General features: G+C 60.5%; 20 protein-coding genes and 1 pseudogene. 12 read left to right on the forward strand and 9 right to left on the reverse strand.

All coding sequences use genetic code 11. From position 1 onward, the window contains the following. From modB to ACO07N_RS08185, 10 genes are all read left to right on the forward strand, one after another. Positions 1-708: a molybdate ABC transporter permease subunit gene (gene modB, locus ACO07N_RS08140; protein WP_421980538.1), complete on the forward strand. Its 708-nt coding sequence runs from the start codon at positions 1-3 to the stop codon at positions 706-708. Further along, positions 695-1,786, forward strand: a complete 1,092-nt coding sequence (gene modC, locus ACO07N_RS08145) for a molybdenum ABC transporter ATP-binding protein (protein ID WP_421980539.1) — start codon at positions 695-697, stop codon at positions 1,784-1,786. Before modB ends, modC begins: the two co-directional genes overlap by 14 nt. Positions 1,787-1,834: 48 nt before the next feature. Next, complete coding sequence (locus tag ACO07N_RS08150; RefSeq protein WP_421980540.1) at positions 1,835-3,637, forward strand: ATP-binding protein; 1,803 nt, start codon at positions 1,835-1,837, stop codon at positions 3,635-3,637. A 3-nt stretch (positions 3,638-3,640) separates the two neighbouring features. Beyond that, positions 3,641-4,975, forward strand: coding sequence for a sigma-54-dependent transcriptional regulator (locus ACO07N_RS08155; protein WP_421980541.1), 1,335 nt, complete (start codon positions 3,641-3,643; stop codon positions 4,973-4,975). A gap of 282 nt (positions 4,976-5,257) precedes the next feature. After that, a complete protein-coding gene (locus ACO07N_RS08160) occupies positions 5,258-5,689 on the forward strand; it encodes a carboxymuconolactone decarboxylase family protein (RefSeq protein ID WP_421980542.1) in 432 nt (143 codons plus the stop codon). Between the two features lie 17 nt (positions 5,690-5,706). Continuing rightward, positions 5,707-6,618, forward strand: a complete 912-nt coding sequence (gene sigJ / locus ACO07N_RS08165; protein ID WP_421980543.1) for an RNA polymerase sigma factor SigJ — start codon at positions 5,707-5,709, stop codon at positions 6,616-6,618. Between the two features lie 249 nt (positions 6,619-6,867). Next, positions 6,868-7,875: a DctP family TRAP transporter solute-binding subunit gene (locus ACO07N_RS08170; RefSeq protein WP_421980544.1), complete on the forward strand. Its 1,008-nt coding sequence runs from the start codon at positions 6,868-6,870 to the stop codon at positions 7,873-7,875. A gap of 102 nt (positions 7,876-7,977) precedes the next feature. Further along, on the forward strand, positions 7,978-8,682 hold the full coding sequence (locus tag ACO07N_RS08175; RefSeq protein WP_421980545.1) for a TRAP transporter small permease: 705 nt from the start codon (positions 7,978-7,980) through the stop codon (positions 8,680-8,682). A gap of 4 nt (positions 8,683-8,686) precedes the next feature. Next, positions 8,687-10,288 (forward strand): TRAP transporter large permease, encoded by a 1,602-nt coding sequence (locus ACO07N_RS08180; RefSeq protein WP_421980546.1) that lies wholly within the window; start codon positions 8,687-8,689, stop codon positions 10,286-10,288. Between the two features lie 124 nt (positions 10,289-10,412). Further along, on the forward strand, positions 10,413-11,060 hold the full coding sequence (locus tag ACO07N_RS08185) for an MSMEG_1061 family FMN-dependent PPOX-type flavoprotein (RefSeq protein ID WP_421980547.1): 648 nt from the start codon (positions 10,413-10,415) through the stop codon (positions 11,058-11,060). Positions 11,061-11,147: 87 nt separating this feature from the next. Here ACO07N_RS08185 and ACO07N_RS08190 read toward each other — a convergent pair whose 3' ends face one another. The 3 genes from ACO07N_RS08190 to ACO07N_RS08200 form a co-directional block, all read right to left on the reverse strand. Then, positions 11,148-11,429 carry an SCP2 sterol-binding domain-containing protein gene (locus ACO07N_RS08190; protein WP_319384945.1) on the reverse strand — a complete coding sequence of 94 codons (282 nt, stop codon included), beginning with the start codon at positions 11,427-11,429 and terminating at the stop codon, positions 11,148-11,150. A 115-nt stretch (positions 11,430-11,544) separates the two neighbouring features. Continuing rightward, positions 11,545-13,344, reverse strand: a complete 1,800-nt coding sequence (locus tag ACO07N_RS08195) for an IlvD/Edd family dehydratase (RefSeq protein WP_421980548.1) — start codon at positions 13,342-13,344, stop codon at positions 11,545-11,547. A 112-nt stretch (positions 13,345-13,456) separates the two neighbouring features. Next, positions 13,457-14,791, reverse strand: coding sequence for an HAD family hydrolase (locus tag ACO07N_RS08200; RefSeq protein ID WP_421980549.1), 1,335 nt, complete (start codon positions 14,789-14,791; stop codon positions 13,457-13,459). On the opposite strand from ACO07N_RS08200, the gene ACO07N_RS08205 reads away from it, so the two are divergent. Next, on the forward strand, positions 14,790-15,197 hold the full coding sequence (locus tag ACO07N_RS08205) for a hypothetical protein (protein WP_421980550.1): 408 nt from the start codon (positions 14,790-14,792) through the stop codon (positions 15,195-15,197). The genes ACO07N_RS08200 and ACO07N_RS08205 overlap by 2 nt on opposite strands. A gap of 509 nt (positions 15,198-15,706) precedes the next feature. Here the strand turns inward: ACO07N_RS08205 and ACO07N_RS08210 are convergent. The 6 genes and pseudogenes from ACO07N_RS08210 to ACO07N_RS08235 all read right to left on the reverse strand — a co-directional run bounded on the left by ACO07N_RS08210 (position 15,707) and on the right by ACO07N_RS08235 (position 24,265). After that, positions 15,707-17,428, reverse strand: a complete 1,722-nt coding sequence (locus ACO07N_RS08210; protein ID WP_421980551.1) for an ABC transporter ATP-binding protein — start codon at positions 17,426-17,428, stop codon at positions 15,707-15,709. A gap of 7 nt (positions 17,429-17,435) precedes the next feature. Beyond that, positions 17,436-18,413, reverse strand: a complete 978-nt coding sequence (locus ACO07N_RS08215; protein WP_421980552.1) for an ABC transporter permease — start codon at positions 18,411-18,413, stop codon at positions 17,436-17,438. 13 nt (positions 18,414-18,426) lie between these two features. After that, a complete protein-coding gene (locus ACO07N_RS08220; RefSeq protein ID WP_306145931.1) occupies positions 18,427-19,401 on the reverse strand; it encodes an ABC transporter permease in 975 nt (324 codons plus the stop codon). Between the two features lie 73 nt (positions 19,402-19,474). Further along, a pseudogene (locus tag ACO07N_RS08225) lies at positions 19,475-21,055 on the reverse strand (ABC transporter substrate-binding protein). Positions 21,056-21,189: 134 nt separating this feature from the next. Further along, positions 21,190-22,347 carry an acetylornithine deacetylase gene (argE, locus tag ACO07N_RS08230; protein WP_421980553.1) on the reverse strand — a complete coding sequence of 386 codons (1,158 nt, stop codon included), beginning with the start codon at positions 22,345-22,347 and terminating at the stop codon, positions 21,190-21,192. Positions 22,348-22,555: 208 nt separating this feature from the next. Continuing rightward, on the reverse strand, positions 22,556-24,265 hold the full coding sequence (locus ACO07N_RS08235; protein ID WP_421980554.1) for an adenylate/guanylate cyclase domain-containing protein: 1,710 nt from the start codon (positions 24,263-24,265) through the stop codon (positions 22,556-22,558). A gap of 182 nt (positions 24,266-24,447) precedes the next feature. Here ACO07N_RS08235 and ACO07N_RS08240 point away from each other — a divergent pair, with 182 nt between their 5' ends. Beyond that, positions 24,448-24,807: an ArsC family reductase gene (locus ACO07N_RS08240; protein WP_421980555.1), complete on the forward strand. Its 360-nt coding sequence runs from the start codon at positions 24,448-24,450 to the stop codon at positions 24,805-24,807. Positions 24,808-24,836 lie beyond the last annotated feature (29 nt).

Here is a 24,836-nt window from a genome sequence, read left to right on the forward strand (position 1 = left end):
GTGAACCTTTTCGACCTTCAACCCGACGAATGGCAGGCACTCCTGTTGACCTTGAGGGTCGCAGCCGTCGCGCTCGTGGTCAGCCTGCCGGTCGCCGTTCTCGTTGCCTATGTCCTCGCGCGGTTTCGCTTTCCCGGCCACGGACTGGTCAACGCGCTGGTGCACCTGCCGCTGGTCCTGCCGCCGGTCGTGACGGGCTATGTGCTCTTGATGATGTTCGGCCGGAAGGGGCCGGTCGGTGCTTTTTTGAACGACACCTTCGGGATCAGTTTTGCCTTCAGCTGGACCGGTGCCGCGCTGGCTGCCGGTGTGATGGCCTTTCCGCTGATCGTGCGCCCGATCCGCCTGTCCTTCGAAGCGGTGGATCCGAAGTTGGAAGAAGCCGCGAAATCCCTCGGGGCGCACAGGCTGGTCACGTTTTTCACCGTGACGCTGCCGCTCGCCCTGCCCGGTATTCTCGGTGGTGCCATCCTCGGATTTGCCAAGGCCATGGGTGAGTTCGGCGCAACCATCACCTTTGTCTCGAATATTCCGGGTGAAACCCGCACACTCGCGCTTGCACTCTACACCGCAACACAGACCCCCAGTGGCGACCTTGCCGCCTTCAGGCTCACGCTGATCGCGGCCTTTGTCGCTTTCGCCGCCCTGATTGCGTCCGAATTGCTGGCGCGCCACCTGCGGTCCCGCCTCGGAGGTGCCGATGCTTGACGTCGACATTGCCGGCAGGGTCGGCAGCCTTGAATTTCAGGCCAGGTTTGCCAGCGAAGGCGGCGTCACGTCGCTGTTCGGGCAGTCGGGCTCCGGCAAGACGACCCTGACCAACATGATCGCCGGACTTCTGGTGCCGCAATCCGGGCGGATCGTCCTGGACGGGACGGTTCTGTTCGACGCAGCGCAGGGTGTGAACCTGCCGGTGCAGGCGCGGCGCATCGGTCATGTCTTTCAGGATGCGCGTCTCTTTCCCCACCTGAGCGTCAGGTCCAATCTCACTTACGCGCGCTGGGCGGGGCGGCGCACGGGGGATCGCGATCCGGATGAAGTCGTCGAACTGCTGGGCCTATCCGCGCTTCTGGAGCGCAAGCCGGGCCGGCTGTCGGGAGGCGAGAAGCAGCGCGTTGCCATCGGGCGGGCGCTTCTGTCTGATCCCCGTCTCCTGATCATGGACGAGCCGCTTGCCAGTCTCGACCAGGCGCGGCGCAACGATATCCTGCCCTATCTCGACCGTTTGTGCGGAGAAGCCGGCATACCGATCCTCTATGTCAGTCATTCGATCGAGGAAGTGGCGAGATTGTCCGACACGCTGGTCATCCTGTCCGACGGCCGCACACCCGCCTATGGACCGGTTGCCGAGATGCTGACCAGAACCGACCTTGGCCGGGCAACCGGGCGACACGAGGCCGGTGCGCTCATTCACGGCAAGGTCACAGGAACCGATGCGGCATGGGGCCTGACCCTTGTCGATATCGGTGGCGCCGTCCTGCAGATCCCGGACCTGCCGGCCGAAACCGGCGATACGGTCCGGCTTCGGATCCGGGCGCGCGATGTCGCCCTGGCGCTCGAACCGCCGCAAGGCCTTTCGATCCGCAATGCGTTCGAAGCAACCATAACCAGCATCTCCGAGGAGACCGGCCCGTATGCGGAAATCCTGTGTGTTCTCAACGAGCAGACCATCCGGGCACGTATCACCCGCGCATCTGTTTCCGATCTGAAGCTCGAGACCGGCAGGAGCGTGACCGTGCTGATCAAGAGCGTCGCCATCGACAGGCGGCAGAGGAGCTTGGTCTGACGGTTTTTCCGACCCTGACGATTTTGGTCAATTTCACGGCGGAATTTCGTGCAGTATACTGACCCGATGATGCGCAGACCAAAGCGCCGGGCGTGGCGCAAGTTGAAATTCGGCATGGGTGCCGGCCTGGTCTTGGCCACACTCCTGATCGTGTGGCTGACCGGTCTCGCCAGCCTGCGCATCACACTTGCCGAGACGGAGACCAGGGCAGAAGCGAACCTTGCCGTGCAGACCGCCGTTCTGGAGCGCCTGCTGGACAAGTTCCGGCTGCTCTCGCCCTTGCTTGCACGCGGTCCGGACATTGCGGGGCTCATCCGCAATCAAAGGGTTGATGCGGAACCCGGCATTGCGGCGATCGCGGCGGGCATGTCCGGTGCGGAGGAAATCTGGCTCATGGACGTGTCGGGCAAGGTGATCGTGTCCAGCCAGGAAAGCGTCCCGGCCAACGCGATCGGCGATGCCACGACGATACCCCACGCCTTTGCGCAGGCGAGCCAGGGTCAACTCGGCAGGGAATTGATCCCGGGAACCCCGGAAACGCCGTCCAACTACGTCTTTGCGTCGCCCCTCAGGCGGGGAGACACCTTCCTCGGCGTGCTGGCCGTGCGCGTGAGTCTCGATGACGTCGAGCAGGCCTGGGCCTTGAGCAAGGATCCGATCCTCGCACTTGATGGTGGGAACCGGGTGGTTGTTTCCAATGTCCCCGAGCTGAGGGGCCGCACGAGAGACGAGCTTGACCCGAGCTGGAATGTTGCCGACCTGTCGCTGGCGGGGCGCATGCACTTGCTGCTTCCTGCCGCCGGTGCCAGCAATTCGCACATGCAGCTGACGTCGAACCTTCCGGTGCTGGAGTGGGAAGTGCGCACGCTTGTGGACATCGAGGACGCACGCCGTCAGTCCGGATGGGCAATGCTTGTGGCCCTGCTGGTCTGCGTCATCGCGGCAGGTGGCATCTGGTTCCTGATTGCCCGGCGCAAGGAGTTCGTGCGCGAGGAACGGCGCAACAGGGCGTCGGCCCTTCGCCTGGAACGCCGCGTCCAGAGCCGGACCGCGGAACTGCGCCGGGCGAACACCCATCTGGAGCGCGAAGTTCGGGAGCGTAAGCAGGCGGAAGCCAGTTTGCGCCAGACACAGGCCGAACTTGTCCAGGCGGCCAAGCTTGCAACGCTCGGGCGGATGTCCGCGGCGCTCAGCCATGAATACAACCAGCCCCTGGCCGCGATCCGGTCCGACGCGGAAATTGCGGAAATGCTGATCGACCGCAACCGCGCGGACGAGGCGAAGTCAAACCTGGCGCGCATTGGCGGCATGGTCACCCGAATGGGTGAAATCGCAAAGACGCTCAAGGGCTTCAGCCGGCGTTCCGGAACGGATATCAAACCCGTCTCCTTGCGCCAGGCGATCGACGAGGCCCTTCTCCTGCTGCAGCCGCAGATCAAGCAAAGCGGTTTCGTGCTGAACCTCGACCTTCCGGAGGAAGACATTATCGTCAAGGGTGGCCGCATCCGCCTCGAACAGGTCATCATCAATCTGCTGTCCAATGCGTTCGACGCGGTGCAGTCCCGCCCAGCCCCGCTGGTCAGTCTTTCGCTTGTCCGCGAGGACCGGGAGGCGGTTCTGCAAGTCGCCGACAACGGCACCGGGATCGACCAGGAAACGCTGCCGCAGATCTTCGATCCGTTCTTCACCACCAAGGATGTCGGTGCCGGTCTTGGATTGGGCCTGTCGATCGCCTACAAGATCGTCCATGATTTTTCCGGAACGCTGAAGGCGGAAAACCGGGAAAGCGGAGGCGCGGTCTTCACCATGCGCCTGCCGATCGCGGACAAACAGGTGCTGGCGGCGGAATAGGACATGGATCAGGCAACGGTTCTGTTGATCGACGACGAAGAGGCTCTCAGGGGGTCCCTAAGCCAGGGCCTGGAACTGAGCGGCCAGGACGTTTTTGCGACCGGAGCGCCGGAACAGGCGCTTGAGCGCATCAATCGAGGCTTCTACGGCGTTCTCGTCACCGATATCCGCATGCCGGGTACGGACGGCTTTCAGGTCATGAAAACGGCGTTCGAAATCGACCCGGCGCTCCCGGTGGTCCTGATCACCGGACACGGCGATGTCCCGCTGGCCGTCGAGGCGATGCGGGCAGGCGCCTACGATTTTCTGGAGAAACCCTTCTCCGTGTCGCATCTTGCATCCGTTGTGGAGCGAGCGCTGGACAAGCGCCGGCTCGTTCTGGAGAACCGCAAGCTGCGCGAGGAACTGGCCGACAGGACCGGACTTGAAAGCCGTCTTGTGGGCCGGACGTCGGTGATGGACCTGCTCCGGAAGAACGTGACGGCTCTGGCCGCGACGGATGCGGATGTGCTGATCCTCGGAGAGACGGGATCAGGCAAGGAAGTCGTCGCCCGGGCGCTCCACGAAGAAGGGCCGCGCAAGGTGAAACCGTTCGTGGCGCTCAATTGCGGCGCCCTGCCGGCCGAGATCATCGAATCGGAGCTTTTCGGTCACGAGAAGGGTGCCTTCACCGGCGCAAGCGGGCAGCGTATCGGCAAGCTGGAACATGCCCATGGCGGCACGGTGTTTCTGGACGAAATCGAATCCATGCCGCTCGAACTGCAGGTCAAGCTGCTGAGAGTGATCGAAACCAGGACGATCGAGCGTCTCGGTTCCAACAAGGCGATCGACCTCGATGTCCGCTTCATCGCGGCGACGAAGGAGGATCTGGAGGAGGCCGGGAAAGACGGCCGCTTCCGGCTCGACCTCTTCTACCGGCTCAACGTGGTTCACGTCGCCATCCCGCCTCTGCGGGACCGGCTCGAGGACATTCCGCTCCTGTTCCGGCATCTGGCTGTCGAGGCAAGGGCGCGCTACCGCCGCGAGATACCCGACATCACCGAAGCCTACCTCGCCGGTCTCATGGCGCGCGACTGGCCCGGCAATGTGCGCGAGTTGCGCAACGTCGCCGACCGGTTCGTCCTTGGTCTGGAACAACAGGCAGAGCCGGCATCGGCAGCGGGCGCAAGTCTCTTCGAACAGGTTGCCGGGTACGAAAAGGCGCTGATCGCCGCGGAACTGAAACGCAACGGCGGAGCCATCAAGCCGACCTACGAAAATCTCGGGCTGTCCCGGAAGGCGCTCTACGAAAAAATGCGAAAATACGCGCTAGGCAAGGATGAAAGCGAGCTTGTTTAAGCTTTCACTGTCATTGCGATGTCACGGCATGGATTGCAGGGTCAAGCCCTGCAATGACCGAAATACAGATACTTTTCCGCGGAAAATCCGATCCTCCCCGTCATGCCATGACTTGATCATGGCATCCATGCCGATACAGCGCGGGCTCTTCAGGGTGTTTTGGGGTTCAATCCGACGAACAGCAATTTGGCCCCAGGCAAAAAGCAGCGCCGGATGTCACAAAGCCGGCTGTCCGTTCGTCGAAGGGGTGTCACCCTCTTTAACTTCAAATGGAAGACACCCATGACATCTGAAAATTCCATCAACTATCTCGACCATGTCCCGGCCGTGCTGCAACGGTTTGAGGCGGCAAGCATCGAAATCGGCAAGACCGAACTGGCGCCCGGACTGCGCCATCTCGTCGAATTGCGCGCCTCCCAGATCAACCAGTGCGCCTATTGTGTAAAGATGCATACCGGCGAGGCGCTCAAGGACGGTGAGAGCCACCAGCGGCTTGAGCGCATCACGGTCTGGCGGCATGTCGACGACTTCACCGCGGCGGAAAAGGCGGCGTTCGCCTGGACGGAAGCGCTGACCGGTCTCGGCCTCGATACGGACTACGGCACGTTGCGCGCCGATCTGCGTGCGTATTTCAGCGATGGCGAGATCAGCGCGCTTACCTCTGCAGTGGCCATGATCAATCTCTGGAACCGCATCCAGGTATCCAACCACTGACAGGACGGGAGGGCGGCATGAGCAGAACGACAGACGACATGGTCTTCGCAGACATGAGGGGCCGGCTCATCGGGCTGGCCTATCGCATGCTCGGATCGATGGCGGATGCCGAGGACGCCGTTCAGGACACTTTCGTCAAGTGGCAGGATGCGGACCGTGAGGGGATCGCCAATCCGGAAGCCTACCTGACGACGGTCTGTACCAACAGGTGCCTGGATTATCTGAAAGCCGCCCACAGGAAGCGGGTCGACTATGTCGGCCCGTGGATCCCGGAACCGCTCCAGATCGACGCCGGAACGGACCCGGAGGCCGATCTGGAGCGGGCCCAGTCGCTCACGACCGCCTTTCTGCTCCTGCTTGAACGTCTGACCCCGAAGGAGCGGGCGGCTTATCTCCTGCGCGAAGTGTTCGGCAAGTCCTATGGCGAGGTCTCCGAGATCCTCGGTCTCCGCGAGGCGTCGTGCCGCCAGCTGGTCTCGCGCGCAGGCCGGTTCGTCCGCTCGCAGGCATCGCGTTCCGCGCCGACGCCGGAGCAGCAGGATGTCTTCCTGAAGGCATTCCTGTCGGCAGTCGAGACAGGCTCGCCGGATGAACTCGCCGATGTTCTGGCAGAGTCCGTTCAGCTGCGTACGGACAGCGGCGGTAAGGCGGCTGCAATCAGCCGGGTCATCGAGGGGCAGGAAGTCGTCAACTTCATCACCAGGGCGATCAGCCGTTTGTGGGTCCGCGATCAGATCGTCGAACTTCAGATCAACGGGATGCGCGGCCTGGCACAGCTGGAGGACGGCAGGATCGTCACCGCCATGACGCTGGGCTTCACGGATGAGGGCAAGGTCGATCAGATCTATATCGTCCGAAATCCGGAAAAGCTTGAACGCCTCGCGGCGCCGACACGGCACGATCCCAGCAACGGAGCGCTCTGGCAATAACGCATCACGCTGGCAGCCCCATGATGTGTCGGTTTCGACACATCCGGGGTTCGCATGTGTCGAAACCTGCACACACAATAAGAAATCCCCCGGACTGTCCCCCGTGACCCGGTCTGCTAACCTGCGGAAATCAGCGCTTTTGGGCGGGTCACGGGGAACTGGCACACGATTTGCCAATAAGTGAGCGACCAGCCTCCGCGCTGTCCGGCCCCACCGGCCGTCATATTGAAATGTCTGGGAGGACATCCGATGAAAAAGTTTGTAATTGCCGCTGCGACGGCAGCTTCCTTTGCCATGACGTCTTCGGCCTTTGCTGCCGATGACTGCTCCGACGGCGAAGTTGTCATCAAGTTCAGCCACGTGGTCGCGGCCCAGGGCCACCCGAAAGGCGAAATGGCAACCGCTCTTGCCGATCGCATCAACAAGGAAATGGACGGCAAGGCCTGCATGCAGGTATTTCCGTCGTCGCAGCTCTTCGACGACAACAAGGTGATGGAAGCCCTGCTGCTGGGCGATGTCCAGCTGGCCGCTCCGTCGCTGTCGAAGTTCGAATCCTACACGCTGAAATACCGCGTCTTCGATCTGCCGTTCCTGTTTTCCAACATGGATGCCGTGACCACGTTCACCAAGGGTGAAAAAGGTCAGGAACTGCTCGGTGCAATGTCCGACTACGGCTTTGTCGGTCTCGGTTACGTCTTCAACGGCCTGAAGCAGTTTTCCGCCGACAAGCCGCTGATGCTGCCGACCGACGCAAAGGGCCTGAAATTCCGCGTCCAGACCTCTGACGTTGCCGTAGCGATGATCGAGGCGCTCGGCGCCAACGCGCAGAAACTTGCGTTCAAGGAAGTCTATGGCGCGCTTCAGACCGGCGTTGTCGACGGACAGGAAAACACATGGTCCAACATCTACACCCAGAAGTTCTTTGAGGTGCAGGACGGCACCACCGAGACCAACCACCAGCTGCTGACCTACCTGGCCGTGACGTCGCAGGAATGGCTGGACAGCCTGGATGCCGACGTCAAGGACCAGTTCCTGACCATCTTCAATGAGGTTGCCGACGAGTACAATGCTCGGGCGGCGCAGATCAACGAAGAGAACAAGAAGAAGATCATGGAAAATGGCGGCGAAGTCCGTCAGCTGTCCCCTGAAGAGCGTGATCAGTGGGTTGAGACCATGAAGCCGGTCTGGGACAAGTTCCGCGACGATATCGGCCAGGACGTCATCGATGCTGCGGTGTCGTCCAATCAGGCAAGCTAAGCTGCCTTGACTTGAGTGATCCTTCGAGGGAGGCCTCCGGGCCTTCCTCGTCCATCACCAAATTTCTGAAAAATCTGAATACTCTCAACGGGGGAGGGTAATATGGGCTCCTGGTTGGCCACATACTGGCCGGTCGTGATGATTGTCGCGTTTTTCTGTCTCTATGTCGTGCTTGACTACGTGCGGCCGAAACTCATCGAAGCGCTGGACGAAACGTTTATCGCAATCATCCTCGCGCTGATGACCCTTGTGACATTTTCCCAGGTGGTCGCGCGCTATGGCTTCAACTCAGGCTGGGGTGGTGCGCTCGAATTCACGCGTGTGCTGTTCGCGTGGCTGATCCTGTTCGGCATGAGCTACGGCATCAAGATCGGAGCCCATCTTGGTGTCGACGCCATCATCAACCTCTTGCCCAAGCGTCTGTTCCGCGTGGCCGCTCTCCTGGGCGCCGCGCTGACCATCCTCTATGCGGCGCTGCTGTTCGAGGCGGCCTGGCTCGGGGCGCTTCTTTCCCTTGAAAACAAGGGCTCCAGCGGCGGTGCCTACGCCTACGTCGCCAGGTTCTACAAGCTGCCGATCGGCATGGAAGACCTGAAGTGGCCGACCTTCATCATCGAGTTTTTCGAGGTTCGCGAGCGCGTCCCCCGCTGGATACCCTACATCATTCTGCCGATCGGGCTGGCATTGCTGGCTTATCGGTCCGTTCAGGCATTCGTCCTGATCCTTCTTGGAAAAAAGGACGCCATCATCGCCGCCCACGAGGCGGAAGAACTGGTGGCCGAAAACAAAGACGTGCTGAAGGACTAGGCCGATGGAAACCGCATTTCTGTTCATTTTCGTTTTCGGCTTTCTGTTCCTCGGGGTTCCGATTGCCGTCTCGCTTGGCCTCTCGGCTGTTCTCTACATCGCCCTGTTCAGCCATGACTCGATGAGTTCCGTGGCCGTGCAGCTGTTCAACGCGTCGCAGAACTTCACCCTTCTGGCGATCCCGTTCTTCATTCTGGCCTCCAGCTTCATGTCGACCGGCGGCGTTGCCCGGCGCATCATCCGCTTCTCGATCGACGCGGTCGGCTGGATTCGCGGCGGCCTTGCCATCGCGGCCGTCTTTGCCTGCATGTTGTTCGCCGCGCTGTCCGGCTCGTCTCCGGCCACGGTTGTCGCCATCGGTACGATTGCCATCGCCGGGATGCGCCAGGCGGGTTACACCAAGGAATTCGCCGCCGGCGTCATCGCCAATGCGGGTACGCTCGGCATCCTCATTCCGCCGTCCATCGTCATGGTCGTCTATGCCGCCGCCACCAACGTTTCGGTCGGCCGCATGTTCTTTGCCGGTGTCGTTCCCGGCATCATCGCGGGCCTGATGCTCATGACCGCGATCTACATCATGGCGCGGGTCAAAAAGCTGCCGGCGCAGCCCTGGGCAGGCTGGAAGGAACTCTGGAGTTCGGTATCGCAGGCCGCCGTCGGTCTGTTCCTGATGGTCATCATTCTGGGCGGTATCTATGGCGGGATCTTCACACCGACAGAAGCGGCCGCCGTTGCCGCTGTCTATGCCTGCCTGATCGCGCTCTTCGTCTATCGGGACATGGGGCCGCTGGCCGGTGTCGGCTGGGTCGAGGAAAAAGACGGCGCCTTGGGCCTGACCGGGTTCAAGACCATCACCTATGCGGTTGTCGCGGTCTTTGTCTGGTCGGGACTGGCCTACATCTTCACCGAGCGCGCGGCCCTCTTCGGCATCGACAGCGCTGTCGTCCTGGTCGCGGCTCTGGTGGGGTATCCGATACTGCGGCACGGCCTTGCGCCGGCGGAATTGCCGGCGACCTACGCGGTCGGCGGCAAGGTCTGGGGCCGGAACCTCGGCATGATCGGCTGGAAGTTTCTGCCGGCACTGTTCCACAAGGACACCAAGAAGGTGCTGACGGATTCGTCGAAAACGACGATCATGCTGATGTTCATCATCGTCAACGCCCTGCTGTTCGCGCACACGCTGACGGCCGAACAGATCCCGCAGTTCATCACGGACTGGATGGTCGAAGCCGGATTCAACTGGTTCACTTTCCTGATCGCGGTCAACATCATCCTGTTGATTGGCGGTCAGTTCATGGAGCCCTCGGGCCTGCTGCTGATCGTGGCACCCGTGGTGTTTCCGATCGGCCTGGAACTCGGCGTCGATCCGATTCACCTTGGCATCCTGATGGTCGTGAACATGGAAATCGGCATGATCACGCCGCCGATCGGTCTGAACCTCTTCGTGACGTCGGGGATCACGGGCATGAGCCTCGTGCAGGTGGTGAAGGCTGCGGCACCGTTCGTTCTGGTGTTGTTGCTGTTCCTGATCCTGGTGACCTATGTCCCGGCGCTCTCGACCTTCCTGCCCTACTACTTCATGGGGCCGGAAATCATCATCCAGTAACACGGGCGCAAACGATCTGCAGGCGGCCGGAATTTTCCGGCCGCTTCTTCTTGCCCGGTGGGCGGCTTGTTGACAGGCGGCAGACGACGTTCTTTAGTTTTTTAAAGAACAGCGGGAGCCTTTGATGACGACCGACACCGATCCGTTTTCCGGATTCTCCGACATCGTGACGCACGCGGATGAGCTCGAGGACATCACCGGCAAGCCGCTGCCGCAGATCGTCGCCAAGGAAATACCGGCGCTCGATTCCATTTGCCGGACGTTCATTGAGCACGCCCCCTTCTGTTTCCTGGCAACTGCAAACCCGGGCGGGCATGTCGACGTGTCGCCGAGAGGTGATCCTCCCGGATTTGTCAGGATCCTGAGCGAGTCGCTGCTTGCGATCCCCGACAGGCCCGGAAACCGTCGCGTCGACACGTTTCAGAATGTGCTGGCGGATCCGCGGATCGGTCTGTTGTTCATGGTGCCGGGCCGGGGTGAAACCCTGCGCATCCGCGGAGAAGCCAGGATCGTCCGCGACCCGGACCTACTCGCCTCCATGGCCATCAATGAACGGGCACCGAAACTTGCGCTTGTCGTTCATGTGCGCAGCGCCTTCATGCACTGCCCGAAATGGGTTTTCCGCTCGGGCATCTGGCAGCCGGACAAGTGGCCGGATACCGATGGCATGGCGGACATGAACGAGGCCATGGTCAAGCACGCCAGGATCGCGATGAGTCCGGACGAATGGTTTGAAAACCTCAAGGAAAAGGGCGAACTGGACCTCTGGTAGCGTCGGCAAGCGCAGACCGCTGCGGATAGAAACGAAAAAGCCGGTCCAATGGACCGGCTTTGACGCTTCAGAAACTGCAGGCTGTATTCAGACGATGCTGCCCAGCTTCATGGCAACGCTCATGTCGCCCTCGACCTGCATCTTGCCGCCCATGAAAGCGCTAGTCGGGTTGAGGTCGCCCGACAGCAGGTCTGCGAGATCATCTGCCGAGATCTTGATCGTGCAGTCGGCTTCGGCGTCGTCATTGCTGACATCCGATCCCTGCAGGAAGATGACGCCGTCACCACCCAGGTCGAACTTGACGCTTTCCTCGATGCCGCCGCCGGCGACCTTGCCACGAACGCCTTCCGTGAGCTGTTCCAAGGACATGAATATTCTCCCATCTTGGTCTGGCCAGTGCCAGTCTTCGATCCTCTTGAAGCATGACCTTTACGTAATCGTCAAGAGGGAAATGTGTTGCTGCTGCAGGCCGTGAGCAACCCGCTCAGTGATTGTCCCTCGGCAGTCCTCTCTTGTGGGCAACGTCCTGATATTTGACGGCCGGTTCGAGCACCATGCCCTTGTCGAACTGTCCGACAATGCCGCGCTGGATTTCCTGCCAGGGGGTCTGGCTTTCGGCGATCCTGAACCCGCCGGCTGCTTCGAGATCCGCCCGGCGCTGCGCCAGTTCCTCGTCCGAAATCAGGATGTTCGCCGTGCCCTTCCTGAGGTCGATCCGGACACGGTCATCGGTCTTGAGCAAGGCCAGGCCGCCCATCGCGGCGGCCTCCGGTGACGCGTTCAGGATGGACGGAGACCCGGAGGTACCGGATTGGCGGCCGTCACCGATGCACGGCAGGGCTGTCACCCCGCGCTTGATCAGGGCAGCGGGTGGCTGCATGTTGACGACCTCGGCCCCGCCGGGATACCCGATCGGCCCTGTGCCGCGGATGAACAGCATGCAGTTCTCGTCGATCTGCAGATCCGGGTCGTCGAGCCGGTCGTGATAGTCTTCGGGACCTTCGAACACGATCGCGCGGCCTTCGAACGCTTCCGGGTCGTCCGGGTTGGAGAGATAGCGGTCTCTGAATTCATCCGAGATCACACTGGTCTTCATGATTGCGCTGTCGAAGAGATTGCCCTTCAGATTGATGAAGCCGGCCCGCTCCATCATCGGCGCGTCGAACGGTTTGATCACCTCCGGCAGATCGGTGACGATCCCCTCGCAGTTTTCGGCAATGGTCTTGCCGTTTGCCGTCAGCGCGTCCGGATGCGGCAGCTTGCCGTGGCGCAGCAGTTCGGCGACGACGGCCGGGACCCCGCCCGCGTGGAAATAGTCTTCCCCGAGATACGCACCGGCCGGCTGCAGATTGACCAGCAGCGGCACGTCATGGCCGAGGCTCTGCCAGTCGTCATTGTCGAGTTCGACGCCGACATGGCGCGCGACCCCATTCAGGTGGATGGGGGCGTTGGTAGACCCGCCGATCGCTGAATTGATCACGACGGCATTCTCGAACGCCTTTCGGGTCATGATGTCGGACGGTTTCCGGTCCGCGTGAACCATTTCGACAATGCGTTTGCCGGTTTCAAAGGAGATTGCGCCGCGCTCCCGGTAAGGCGCCGGTATTGCGGCAGCTCCGGGCAGCTGCATCCCGAGTGCCTCGGCGAGGGAATTCATCGTTGTCGCCGTTCCCATCGTGTTGCAGTACCCGACGGACGGCGCCGCGGAGGCAACAAGGTCCATGAAGCCGGCATAGTCGATTTCACCGGCAGCAAGCATCTGGCGCGCCTTCCAGACGATGGTACCCGATCCGGTGCGCTCGCCCTTGTACCAGCCGTTGAGCATCGGACCGACGGAGAGCGCGACGGCCGGAATATTGACCGTGGCAGCCGCCATCAGGCAGGCAGGTGTGGTCTTGTCGCAACCGATCGTCAGGACGACACCGTCAATCGGGTAGCCGTAGAGAAGTTCGACCAGCCCGAGATAGGCAAGGTTCCGGTCCAGAGACGCCGTCGGCCGCTTGCCGGTTTCCTGGATCGGATGGACCGGAAATTCGAAGGCGACGCCGCCGGCGTCGCGAATGCCTTCGCGAACGCGCTTGGCCAGTGCAAGATGATGCCGGTTACAGGGAGACAGGTCCGACCCGGTCTGCGCAATGCCGATAATGGGTTTGCCGGATTGCAGTTCTTCCCGCGTGATGCCGAAATTCAGATAGCGCTCGATGTAAAGCGCCGTCATGCCGGGGTTTCCCGGATTGTCGAACCAGGCCGCGGACCGCAGCTTCGGCGTTTTGTTCTCGCTCATGGCGCCTCATCCCTCAATCTTTTCAGGTCTTGGGGCAGGATAAACACCAGGCATCAGAAACTGTAAAGGCGGTCAGGCTGCAAAGTGGTTCCACCTTTTGAGATTCTTGGGTTCAGGGACGCACCGGCAAAGTGCCGGTGACGGAAATCCGGGCAAAAATCAGAAGAATGGCGATTGCGGCACCGAACAACACCGGGGCAGACAAGAGCGGAAGCGCGCCGGCGGCACCCAGCAGTCCGCATCCCGTCCAAAGCGTGACCAGGGTTTGCCTGGCGCGTAATGCGAGCAGATCACGCCGGCTTGCCAGGGCCTTGAGGGCAGGAAAAGCACCGATATCCTGCGTGTCGCTGACGGCAATCGGACGGTCGCCGTCCATGCGGTCCGGAGCGGATGGGGTGGCTTCGAACAATTCCAGCGCCCGCCGGTCGTCCGAAAGGGACAGGCGCAGACATGTCCCGGGCGCGAAAAGGCGCAAGGATGCCTCTTGTGCCGTTTCACCGGGTTTGGGGGCGTCCGGAGCGTTCATGCCGAGCATCTTCGCCAGCGCTTCCCGCGTCTTCTGACTGTCGCTCGTGTGAAACCATGGTTCCAGGCCTTCGTTTCGCAGCGCGCGGCCGGCAACGCCCGCATCGGGGCGCAAGGTTCCTTCAAGCCCGAGCACGCCGACGACCCGTCCGCCGACGGCAACACGCAGCACGGTCTTGCCGTCCGATTCCAGCGAACGGGCGATGGCGTCGGCGGTAAAACTGTCGATCTTGAGACGCTTCAGCAGGTCTGTGCTACCAAGGACAACTGTCTGCCCGCCCAACAGGGCGACTGCGCCCAGCCCGGGTGCCGGGTCATATCTGTCGGGTGGCCGCAGGGCGACTCGCCACTGAACGGCAAGCTGGCGCAGGGCGTGTGCAATCGGATGTGTTGCATGCGCTTCCGCGGATGCCGCCACCGCAAGCAGCGTCCTTGGTTCGTTGTCAAAAGCCATCACGTTGCTGACCATCAGATCAGGCCCGGACATGATGGCCGTTTTGTCTATGAGGATGTGCCGTGCGCGCGCAATCACCGGGAATGCTCCGGGTGCCAGGTCACGCGCACCGGCACCTGCGGCCGCGCGATGAAAGACCTTGTCGGCAAAGGCATTGATTCCATCGACGAGACCGGGCCACGAAAGCACGAGGGCTGCCGCGAAAGCGGCCGGGCTTGCCGGCGGATCAATGGCCAGCCACACCGACCCGGCTACGGTTGCGAGTGCAATGGAGCCGCTCGCCTCCAGCAACCCGCTTCGGTCACCCCGCGCCGGCAGAATGGCGATGCCCGCCGATCGCTGGATCATCAGGATCGCACCTGCGAGCGCCGGAACGATCGCCTCGTTTGTCCGGAAATCACCCAGCGTTTGCAGCAAGGCGGTCAGGACGAGGAGAGACAGGCTCAGGCTGCACGTGATGAGAGTCATGGGTCTGCCGGCTTCCTCGGTGAGGCGCAGGCTGAGCGGCAGAAAGGCGAAGATCGCCGAAAACATGCTGAAGATCAGAGCGGAATGGTTCCCGAAAGGCCCGCGTGGCGTCAAAAATCGAAAATTGCTCCATCCAGCTTCCTGCAATGCGAACAGCAGAAAGACAAGGGAGACACAAATGAATGCGCACCGAGTCGTTGTTTGGACGGGCGTTTTCGACATTTTTCGCGGCTTTCGAAACGAGAATCGTTTGTGGTTTCAAGGAACGGGTTTGACTGAAGTTGCCGGACATCTTCCGGAAAACGGCTTCAAGCATGTGGAGGCGGGACGAGGCTGGCAATGCCGCGAAGCTGATCCGGCCGGCCACGCCGCTCCGAATTGGTCAAACATTAGTCATTATTGCTGATGATTTGTGCGGCATCGCTCTTGCGATGCAAGCGAACCTTAGGGAATATGCGAACCATATCAAAGTAGAGTCGAAACAATTTTAAGACTCAATCAGAATTATTTTCTAGGAATGAGAGTATATTGAATAAGTGGGTCGCAGGGAGAGCCCCTCAGCTCTCCCTGCTTTCCTTTTTCCAAGATGAGCACCGCATTCAGTTTGCGAATTATGGCAAGACAACACGGAACGCGCGCAAAAGCACAAATTCCGTTTAATCTAGACTTCGGGCGCGACGCCGGTGCGGCAATATTTGCCGCCACCGGACTCGATTGTGGTTATCTTGATCTGGCCGCCGGGGAATCGGGGCGCGGAAGCGAGTCAAGTCCGAGGCATGCCCGAACCAACAGAATCGATGTGGCACTGGCTACGGCCCGGCAGATCCGGGGATCGCATGCTGCAGCGGGTACGCGCCGGTGTGACAGGGGCCGATGGTTGGCGCAGGCCGCGGGAACAGTCGGCCGGAAGCTGCCCTAAGTCGTCTCCAGATTGGCCCGGGACAAAAGTTCCATTGACGGCATGAGTTCCAGAAGCTCCCGTGTATAGGGATGCTTCGGTGCTTCAAAAAGATCGTCGCAGTCGGAAACCTCGCACAGTTCGCCGTTGCGCATCACGCCGATCCGGTTGCACATCTGCCTGATGACGGCGAGATCGTGACTGATGAACAGCATCGTCAGGCCGAGTTCCTGTTGCAGGTCCTTCAGCAGGTTGAGGATCTGGGCCTGGATGGACACATCCAGCGCCGATGTCGGTTCGTCGCAGATCAGGAAGCGTGGCCTGGTGGCAAGTGCACGCGCGATGGATATGCGCTGGCGCTGCCCGCCTGAAAACTCGTGCGGGAACTTCTGCCCGGCCTGGGCTCCGAGACCCACGTGATCGAGCAGGTCATCGACGATCTGCCGTACTTCGGCATTGCCGGAGGCCAGTTTGTGAAACTTGATCGGTTCCGCAATGATGTCACGCACGCGCATGCGGGCATTGAGCGACGAATAGGGATCCTGAAAGATCATCTGCATCTGGCGCCGCATTGCCAGCACGTCCTTCCGGTTCTTGAGCGACGTCAGCTCTGTTTTCCCGAACAGGATCGACCCGCCTGTCGGGTCGTAAAGGCCGGTGATCAGGCGCGCGATCGTCGATTTGCCGGATCCGCTCTCTCCGACAAGGCCGAAGGTTTCGCCCTGCTGGATGTCGAAGCTCACCTTCTTGACGGCCTGGAAGTATTTCCTGCGCGAGGGGAAAACGCTCCCGCGGACCTCGAACCGCATGTCCAGGTCGCGGATCTGGACGAGAGGACCCGTGACCTTCTCATAGTCCCGGGACTTGCCCAGCCAGTGCGTGGAGATGTCGATGTGTTTCTGCGGTGTGCCCGCCTTTTCGATGTAGTTGACCACCGGAAAGCGTTCCACCTTGACGTCGGGACGGGGAACAGCGGAAATCAGGCTTTGCGTGTAGGGATGCTGCGGCGCACCGAGCACCTGCGTGGTTTCTCCGTATTCGACAAGATCACCGTGATACATGACGGCGACATGGTCGGTGATGTCGGCAATGACCCCCATATCGTGGGTGATCACCAGCATGGCCACATTCCGCTCCTCGCACAGTTTCTTCATCAGTTCGAGGATCTGGGCCTGGATTGAGACGTCCAGTGCCGTGGTCGGTTCATCCGCGATGACGAGTTCCGGCTCCGCGCACAGGGCGAGCGCGATCACGACACGCTGGCGCATCCCGCCCGAGAACTGGTGCGGATACTGCTTGATGCGTTCCGCCGGATTGGGAATGCCGACCGCGTCGATCAGTTCGATCGCGCGTTTCTGCGCGTCCCTGGCCGACAGCGGCAGGTGCGTTCGAATTGTCTCGACAAGCTGGGATTCGACGGTCTGCAGCGGATCGAGCGATGTCAGCGGATCCTGAAAGATCATGCCGATCTTGCGGCCGCGCAGCAGCCGTTTTTCCTTGTAGGGCAGGTTGTCGATGCGTTTTCCGTGAAGGAAAACCTCTCCGCCTGCGATGCGGCCGGGCTCCTGCAAAAGGCCGATGACGGCATTGCCGACCGTTGACTTGCCCGCGCCTGATTCTCCGACCACGCCCAGGATCTTGCCGGCGTCCACGCTCATGTCGACGCCGTCGACGGCAACGAACACGGACTTTCTGCCCGGGAATTCGACGGTGAGGTCCTTGATATCCAGAACGTTCATGGCGCCCTCACCGCAGTTTCGGGTTGAGGGCGTCGCGCAACCAGTCGCCCAGAAGGTTGACGTTCAGGACCAGAAGCGCAAGCGCCAGGCCGGGAAAGATCGCGATCCACCATTCGCCGGAATAGAGGAAGTCGTTTCCGATCGCGATCAGCGTCCCCAGCGAAGGCTGCGTTGGCGGCATGCCGACCCCCAGAAACGACAGCGTCGCCTCGGTGACGATGGCAAGCGCGAGATTGATCGTCGCGATCACCATGACAGGTCCCATCACGTTGGGAAGGATATGGCGCACCATGATGATGACCGCCGGGATGCCGATCACGCGTGCCGCCTGAACGTATTCCTTGTTCTTTTCCACCATCGTCGACCCGCGCACCGTGCGCGCATACTGAACCCAGAATGACAGTGCCAGCGACACGATCAGGATATAGAAGGCGAAAAATTCACGGTCGACACCGCCGAAAATCCCGGCTGCGATACCGTCGATCAGCAGCGCGATCAGGATCGCCGGGAAAGTCAGCTGGACATCGGCAACGCGCATGATGAACGAATCGACGCGTCCGCCCATGTACCCGGCGACGAGGCCGAGCGAAATGCCGAGTACGGCGGCCGCGATCACCGAGCAGAACCCGATGATCAGGGAAATCCGCATCCCGTAGAAGATGCCGGAGAGCAGGTCTCTGCCCTGGTCATCGGTGCCCAGAAGGAAACGCGGATCCGAGTATTCCTGCCAGATCGGCGGAACGCGGGCATCAAGGATCGAAATAGTCGCCAGGTCGAACGGATTGTGCGGCGCGACCCAGGGGGCCAGAAACGATAGCAGGAACAGGATCAGCGTGGCGATTGCGGCGACAACGGTGATCTTTGACCGCAGGAACGAATGGAACAGGTCGCTGTCCAGAATTCGCGATACACGGCCCGCCGGCGGCTTCTCGTTTGACCGGTCCTGAACGGCAGCCGTGACTTCTTCATTGGAGACATATGGCATTTGGAGTGTCCCCTTATGGCCGTCCGACCCGCAGGCGCGGATCGATATAGAAGTAGAGAATGTCCACGATGAAGTTGATCGCAACGAACAGGAATGCGGTCAGCAGCAGATAGGCGGACATGATCGGGATGTCGACGTTCTGGACGGCCTGCAGGAACAGAAGTCCCATGCCGGGCCAGTTGAACACCGTCTCCGTGATCGTGGCAAAGGCGATAATCGCGCCAAGCTGCAGGCCGGTGATCGTGATCACGGGAACCAGCGTGTTTTTGAGCGCATGCCTGAAATGGACGAGCCGGTCCGGCAGGCCGCGTGCGCGCGCGAACTTGATGTAGTCCGTCCGGATCACTTCCAGCATCTCGGCACGGATCAGCCTCATGATCAGTGTCATCTGGTAGAGCCCGAGCGTGATCGAGGGAAGGATCAGGGCCTTCAATCCGGATGCGGTCAGAAACCCGGTGGTCCACCACGAACCGATCTGCACGGTGTCGCCGCGCCCGAAACTCGGGAGCCACTGCAGGGTAACGGAGAACAGGAAGATGAGCAGAATGCCGATGAAGAAGGTTGGTAGCGAAATTCCGACAAGCGAGACGGACAAAAACAGCTTGGAAATGGGCGATTCCCGGTTGAGACCCGCATAGATGCCCATTGGGATGCCGACCACCAGCGCAAACAGTGCGGAGGTCAGACTGAGCTCCAGAGTTGCCGGTATACGTTTGGCGAAGAGCTCCGAAACTGGCTGGCGGAACTGGTAGGACGTGCCGAAGTCGAACTGGGCGGCCTTGGTGACGAAGCGCAGGAACTGAACGGGTATCGGATCATTCAGTCCGAGCCGCTCGCGCAGCGCTTCACGTTCTTCGATCGATGTCTCGATCCCGACCATCTGGTTGATCGGATCACCCACAAAACGGAACATGGTGAAGGCAAGCAGCGCCACCACCAGCATGACAATCAACGCCTGGATCAGGCGGCGTGTCGCAAAACCAATCATTTCGGCTCTTCAGGGTCTGGCATGAAAATACGCTCCCGGCATCGCCGGGAGCGTCAAGCTATGGTTGCGGAAATCAGTTCTTGTTGATGAAGCGGAACTTGAACTGATTGTCGGCGCGTTGAACGAGCTCGATGTTGTCCGCAACACCCCAGGCAAGACCCTGCTGGTGAAGCGGAATGTAGTAGGCGTTGTCGTGACTGATCTTGAACGCTTCGGCGATCAGACCGTCACGTTTTTCCGGATCGATCTCCACCAGAACCTTGCCGGTCAGGTCGTCGATCTTGTCGTCACAGAAGCCGCCGAGGTTGAACGGGGAGCCGTCCCCGGCTTCGGTCCGGCAGTTCATCAGGTTCGAAAGAACGTTCCAGCTGTCCAGGGATCCGGGGGTCCAGCCGAGCAGGTAGAACGACGTGTCGAAGCCGCCGGATGCAAGCACCTTTGCAAAATACTTGGCCTTGGGCTGGGCATTCAGGTCAACCTTGACGCCGATGCGCGCAAGCATCGCGGCAACGGCCTGACAGATGGATTCGTCGTTGACGTATCGATCGTTCGGGCAGTCCATGCCGACGGTGAAGCCGTCCGCGTATCCGGCCTCGGAAAGCAGCTTCTTGGCGTTTTCCGGATCATAGGGATAACGCTCGAACTCGCTGGATTTCGAGAACAGGAAGGGCGAGATCATGATGGCCGACGGCGTGGCGAGGTCGCGCATGACCTTGTTCTTGATCGCCTCGATGTCGATCGCCTGATAGAACGCCTTGCGGACCTTTTCGTCCTTGAACGGGTTCTTGCCCTTGACGTCGGAATAGAGCAGTTCATCGCGCATCTGATCCATGCCGAGGAAGATCGTGCGCAGCTCCGGCCCCGTCAGCGCAACCGTGCCGGAGTTGTCGTTGATACGCTTGATGTCCTGAACGGGGATCGGATAGACCATGTCCAGTTCGCCTGACAACAGCGCGGCGACACGGGTCGCGTCCGACGGGATCGGCGTGAATTCGACCGTGTCGACATTGTGCTTGACGTCATCCCACCAGCCGTCGTTTTTCTCGTAGACGGTCTTCACGCCGGCTTCATGGCTGACGATCTTGAACGGGCCAGTGCCGTTGGCGTTCAGGGAAGCGTAATTGGGCGTCGTGTCGGACGCGGAGGTCACCTTGACCGCGTCATTCTCCGTCGTCCAGTCCTTGTCCATGATTTAGAACGTGTCCCACTCATAATGCAGGATCGGATTCGGACCCGTCAGGACAATGTCGACCGTGTGGTCGTCGACGATCTCGACTTTTGCGTCGGCCGGCACGCGCGTGGTCAGATCCGAGCCTTCGGAGCGCACGCGTTCGATCGAGAAGGCAACGTCTTCGGCGGTGAAGTCATTGCCGTTGTGGAACTTGACGCCCTTGCGGAGAAAGAAGCGCCAGCGGTTCGGCTCGATGATCTCCCAGCGCTCCGCAAGCGCCGGTTCAATCGCCAGGTCTGCACCGCGCCTTGTCAGGCCTTCATAGGCATTGCCGAGCGACGACAAAGTGAAAGTCTCGTTCAGGCTGTAGGGATCAAGACCGTTCAGGCTTCCCTGAAAGGCAAACTTGAATGTTTCCGCCTGAGCAGCACTACCCGTTCCTGCTGCCAGAAGAGCAGCCAAAATCAGAGTTTTCTTGTTCATTTTCCCCTCGTTGGTTCCGGTTCCCGGAATGACGCCGCAACAGCGGCCGCGATTTCATGGAGTGGTGCAGCCGCCCGTCCGCCGGCAACTATGACACTGTAAGTGGCCGGGTTCAAACCCGCTCGTGCCTGTTTTTACGATAAGCGTTTCATCAGCCGGTCCAAAAAAGCGGCACATCGTTCCAATTCCACAAGTTCTATGAATTCATCCGCTTGGTGGGCCTGGTCAATCGAGCCCGGGCCGCAGACAACCGTTGAAAGACCGTGTTCCTGAAAGATGCCGCCTTCCGTTGCGTAGACGACAACATGACGGGCATTGTCGCCGGTCAGGCCGCGCACTTCGGTTTCAGCCGGCCCGTCGACCTCTTCCGAAAGCCCGGGAACATAAGCCAGTTCCGTAACGCTGATTGCGCATTCTCCTGAAATCGCCAGCATGCCGGGCAGCACTTCGGTGTCGATAAAAGCCTTGTAGCGGTCAAGCCAGGACTGTTTGCTGTCGCCGGGCAAAAGACGGAAGTCCGTCGTGAACTCGCAATGCTCGGCTGTGATGTTGTGCGCCTCGCCACCCTTGATGACGCCGCTGTGCAAGGTGGTGTAGGGAGGTTCGAACGCGCAATCCGGGTCGGCATTCGCCTTGTTTTCCGCGGTCCGGGCGTCAAGCCAGCAAATCAGTTTCGCCGCGGCGGAGATTGCCGAAACGCCGCGGTGCAGTTGACTGGAATGCGCCGGATGCCCGCGGACGGTGGTCTTGAAAACGGCGATGCCCTTGTGCGCGGTGACGATCTTCATGTTGGTCGGTTCGCCGACGATTACAAATTCCGGTCTCGGGCCTTTGGCTAGCATGTCCCTGACAAGGGGAGGCGCGCCGAAGCAGCCCACTTCTTCGTCGTAGGAAAGCGCGATGTGGATTGGCCGTCCAAGATCCGCAGCGATGAAATCGGGCACCTTGGCAAGGACCGTTGCGGCAAACCCCTTCATGTCCGCCGAACCGCGCCCGTAAAGCTTGCCCTCCAAAACCCAGGCGGAAAACGGATCCCGCGACCAGTTCTGACCGGCAACGGGCACCACGTCCGTGTGCCCCGACAGAACAACGCCGCCGTCCCTTGCAGGGCCGATGCGCGCGTGCAGCGAGGCCTTTGTGCCGGTCTCGTCCGGAACGCGAACGCTGGCGATGCCGTATCCCGACAGGTAATCTTCCACGAATGCGATGAGGTCCAGGTTGCTCCGGTCCGAGACGGTGTTGAAGGAGATCAGTTTCTCCAGCATTTCTCGAGGCGTATAGCGCGTACTCACAAAATCTCCTGTACCCAGGGTCTCACACCGAGGGTAGCGTGCGACCTGGTGCGGTGAATTTGAAGTTCGCATCATTGCTTCAGCAGTCTCCGAAGCGAACTTCAAATTCGCAAACCGCACTAGAAACATAGACCTACTAGTCACCTACTTGAATCTGAAGTTCGTTCGAAGCCCGCTGCAAAATGAGTCGAACTTCAGATTCAGGTGACTAGTCTGCCGGGATATCCAGCGCATCTAAGCTGCTCAAGGCAAAGATTTGCAAGGGGATTTCCTTTCCCCTGATTTTGATTTCGGCGGCAAGTGCATCGGGTAAGGCCACGTTCGCGGCGTCGACCACGTCCTTCGAGACAACGAGAAAACTCTGGTGTGTCTTGTTCTCGGTTTCCAGCCGGCTCGATGTATTGACCACGTCGCCAAGCGCCGTGAGGCCGCCGGACGTGCCTGCGGCGCCGATCCGGCCAAGGATCGCGGGCCCCAGATGAAGGCCGATCCCGAGACGGATCGGATCCTGGAACTGCGGACCCTTTTCCGCTTCGAGCGCTTTCATCACATTCTCGATGCGGTGGGACGCGCGCAGCGCCTGCCGTGCGCCGGTTGCCGTGTCGCTGTCCATCCCGAAGATGGCCATGATGCCGTCGCCTATGAACTTGTCGACAAAACCGCCTTCCGCGCGAATGGCGGCGGAGGCCTGCTCCAGATAGCTGTTCAGGAGATGAACCACGTCATAGGCAAGCTGGGATTCGGTAATGCGCGTGAAATTCCTCAGGTCGACGAACATCACGACGACATCCTGCTCGACACCCCAGTAATAGGCATCCTTGAGGTTCTCCGTGGTTTCCGCCTTTGCCTTGACCGGCACGAGCGGCAGCACCTCGATATTCTGCTGTGGCCGGATCTGGCAGGCCAGCCTGACATCGTCTTCGGCGGATATCCGGGCCAGGACGGCTTTTTCCGCAGCGCCCGGCGCGGCCAGTGCGGCGCGTCCGTCAAGGACCTTCACCCTGCAGGTCGAGCAGCGCGCGCGCCCGCCGCAGACCGAAGCGATCGGCACATCGTTGATGCGGCTCATCTCGAGCAGGGTTGCACCGGGTTTGGCTCTGATCGACAGGCTGCCGGGGTAGGTGATCGTCAGCCGGCGCGCCGTCAGGCCAAAGACATAGCGGAGCAGGATGACCGCGAGGCTGGCGGCAATGAGACCGAAAACGACGGCACGGCCTTCAATGACGAAGGTTGTCAGCCAGTCGAACTGCTCTTTTGTCACCTTGAGCTTGACATCCTTTGCCAGTTCAAGCCGCCGGGCGCCTTCGATGAAACCCCAAAGCGCAAGCACGGGCATGGCGATGGCAAACCCGAGGGCCGCGTATCTCAGACGGTGATAAAGCGGATAGAGCCGTAGCCAGAAATGCAGGCCGATCATGGCGTGTGCCCAGACCGCGAGGAGCAGGACGGATTGCGTCAACCCGTGCTGCGGCCAGAGGATCGTCAGCATCTGGTGGTAGGTCGGTGAAAACCCGAACTCGTTGGCCAGCCCCATCGTCGTGCCGACATGCGGTATGAGTGACCACGGAATGTAGAGCCCGAGAACCAGTTGCGCGAATTCCCAGGGTGGCATTTTCAGTGTGCGCCGTCTCCCGGTGCGCCACAGCGCCAGGAAGACGTGCGTAACCACCGCCAGCATCAGCACGGTTTCACCGATTTCGTTGCGCCAGATGCGGTAATGCCAGACCGATGCCTTTTCCATGGCATCGACCGAAATGATGCCGAAAGCGTGGTTCGAAAAGTGGCTGAGACAGTAGGTGAACAGGATCAGGCCGCTCCAAAGGCGCAGCCGTTGTCGCCAGTTGCCCCAGGACGGGCCTGTCTTTTTCTTGCGTTCGGCGGGCACCGTCTTGACCGGTTCGCTTGCTGATGCGGTCATTCGGTCATCCCGGTCGGTTTCCTTTGCACGGGTTCGGGTTCCCAGTCAGATTTGGTCAGGAAAATCTCTGACCCGAGATCAGAGCGGGGTCAACCCGAATAGGGGAAACTGTATTCCGGGACTTGAATCCGTATGCAGGAACCGTAACTTTCCGCCCATCGATCCGCGCGGAAAGGAATATCATGAAGGTTTACGGCATCAAGAATTGCGACACCGTCAAGAAAGCGCGCAAATTCCTGGAAGAGGCGGGGGTCGCCTACGATTTTCACGATTACAAGAAGGACGGCGTCAACGGCGACCGGCTGGCGGCCTTTGTCGGCGAATTCGGTTGGGAGACGATCCTGAACAAGCGCGGCACGACATGGCGCAAGCTGGACGAAGCCACCAAGGAATCGGTGACCGATGCGGCGTCCGCCCTCGATGTCATGATTGAAAATCCATCAACGATCAAGCGGCCCATCGTGGAAGGCGAAGTGAAGAACTTTGTCGGGTTCGATCCGGTTTCCTGGGAAATGGCGCTCGAACTTGGTGAATTGAAATAGCGGCGGGGCCTTTAGCCCGCCGTCGAAAG

This window comes from Roseibium sp., from assembly GCF_965229775.1.
In the GTDB taxonomy this organism is placed as follows: domain Bacteria; phylum Pseudomonadota; class Alphaproteobacteria; order Rhizobiales; family Stappiaceae; genus Roseibium.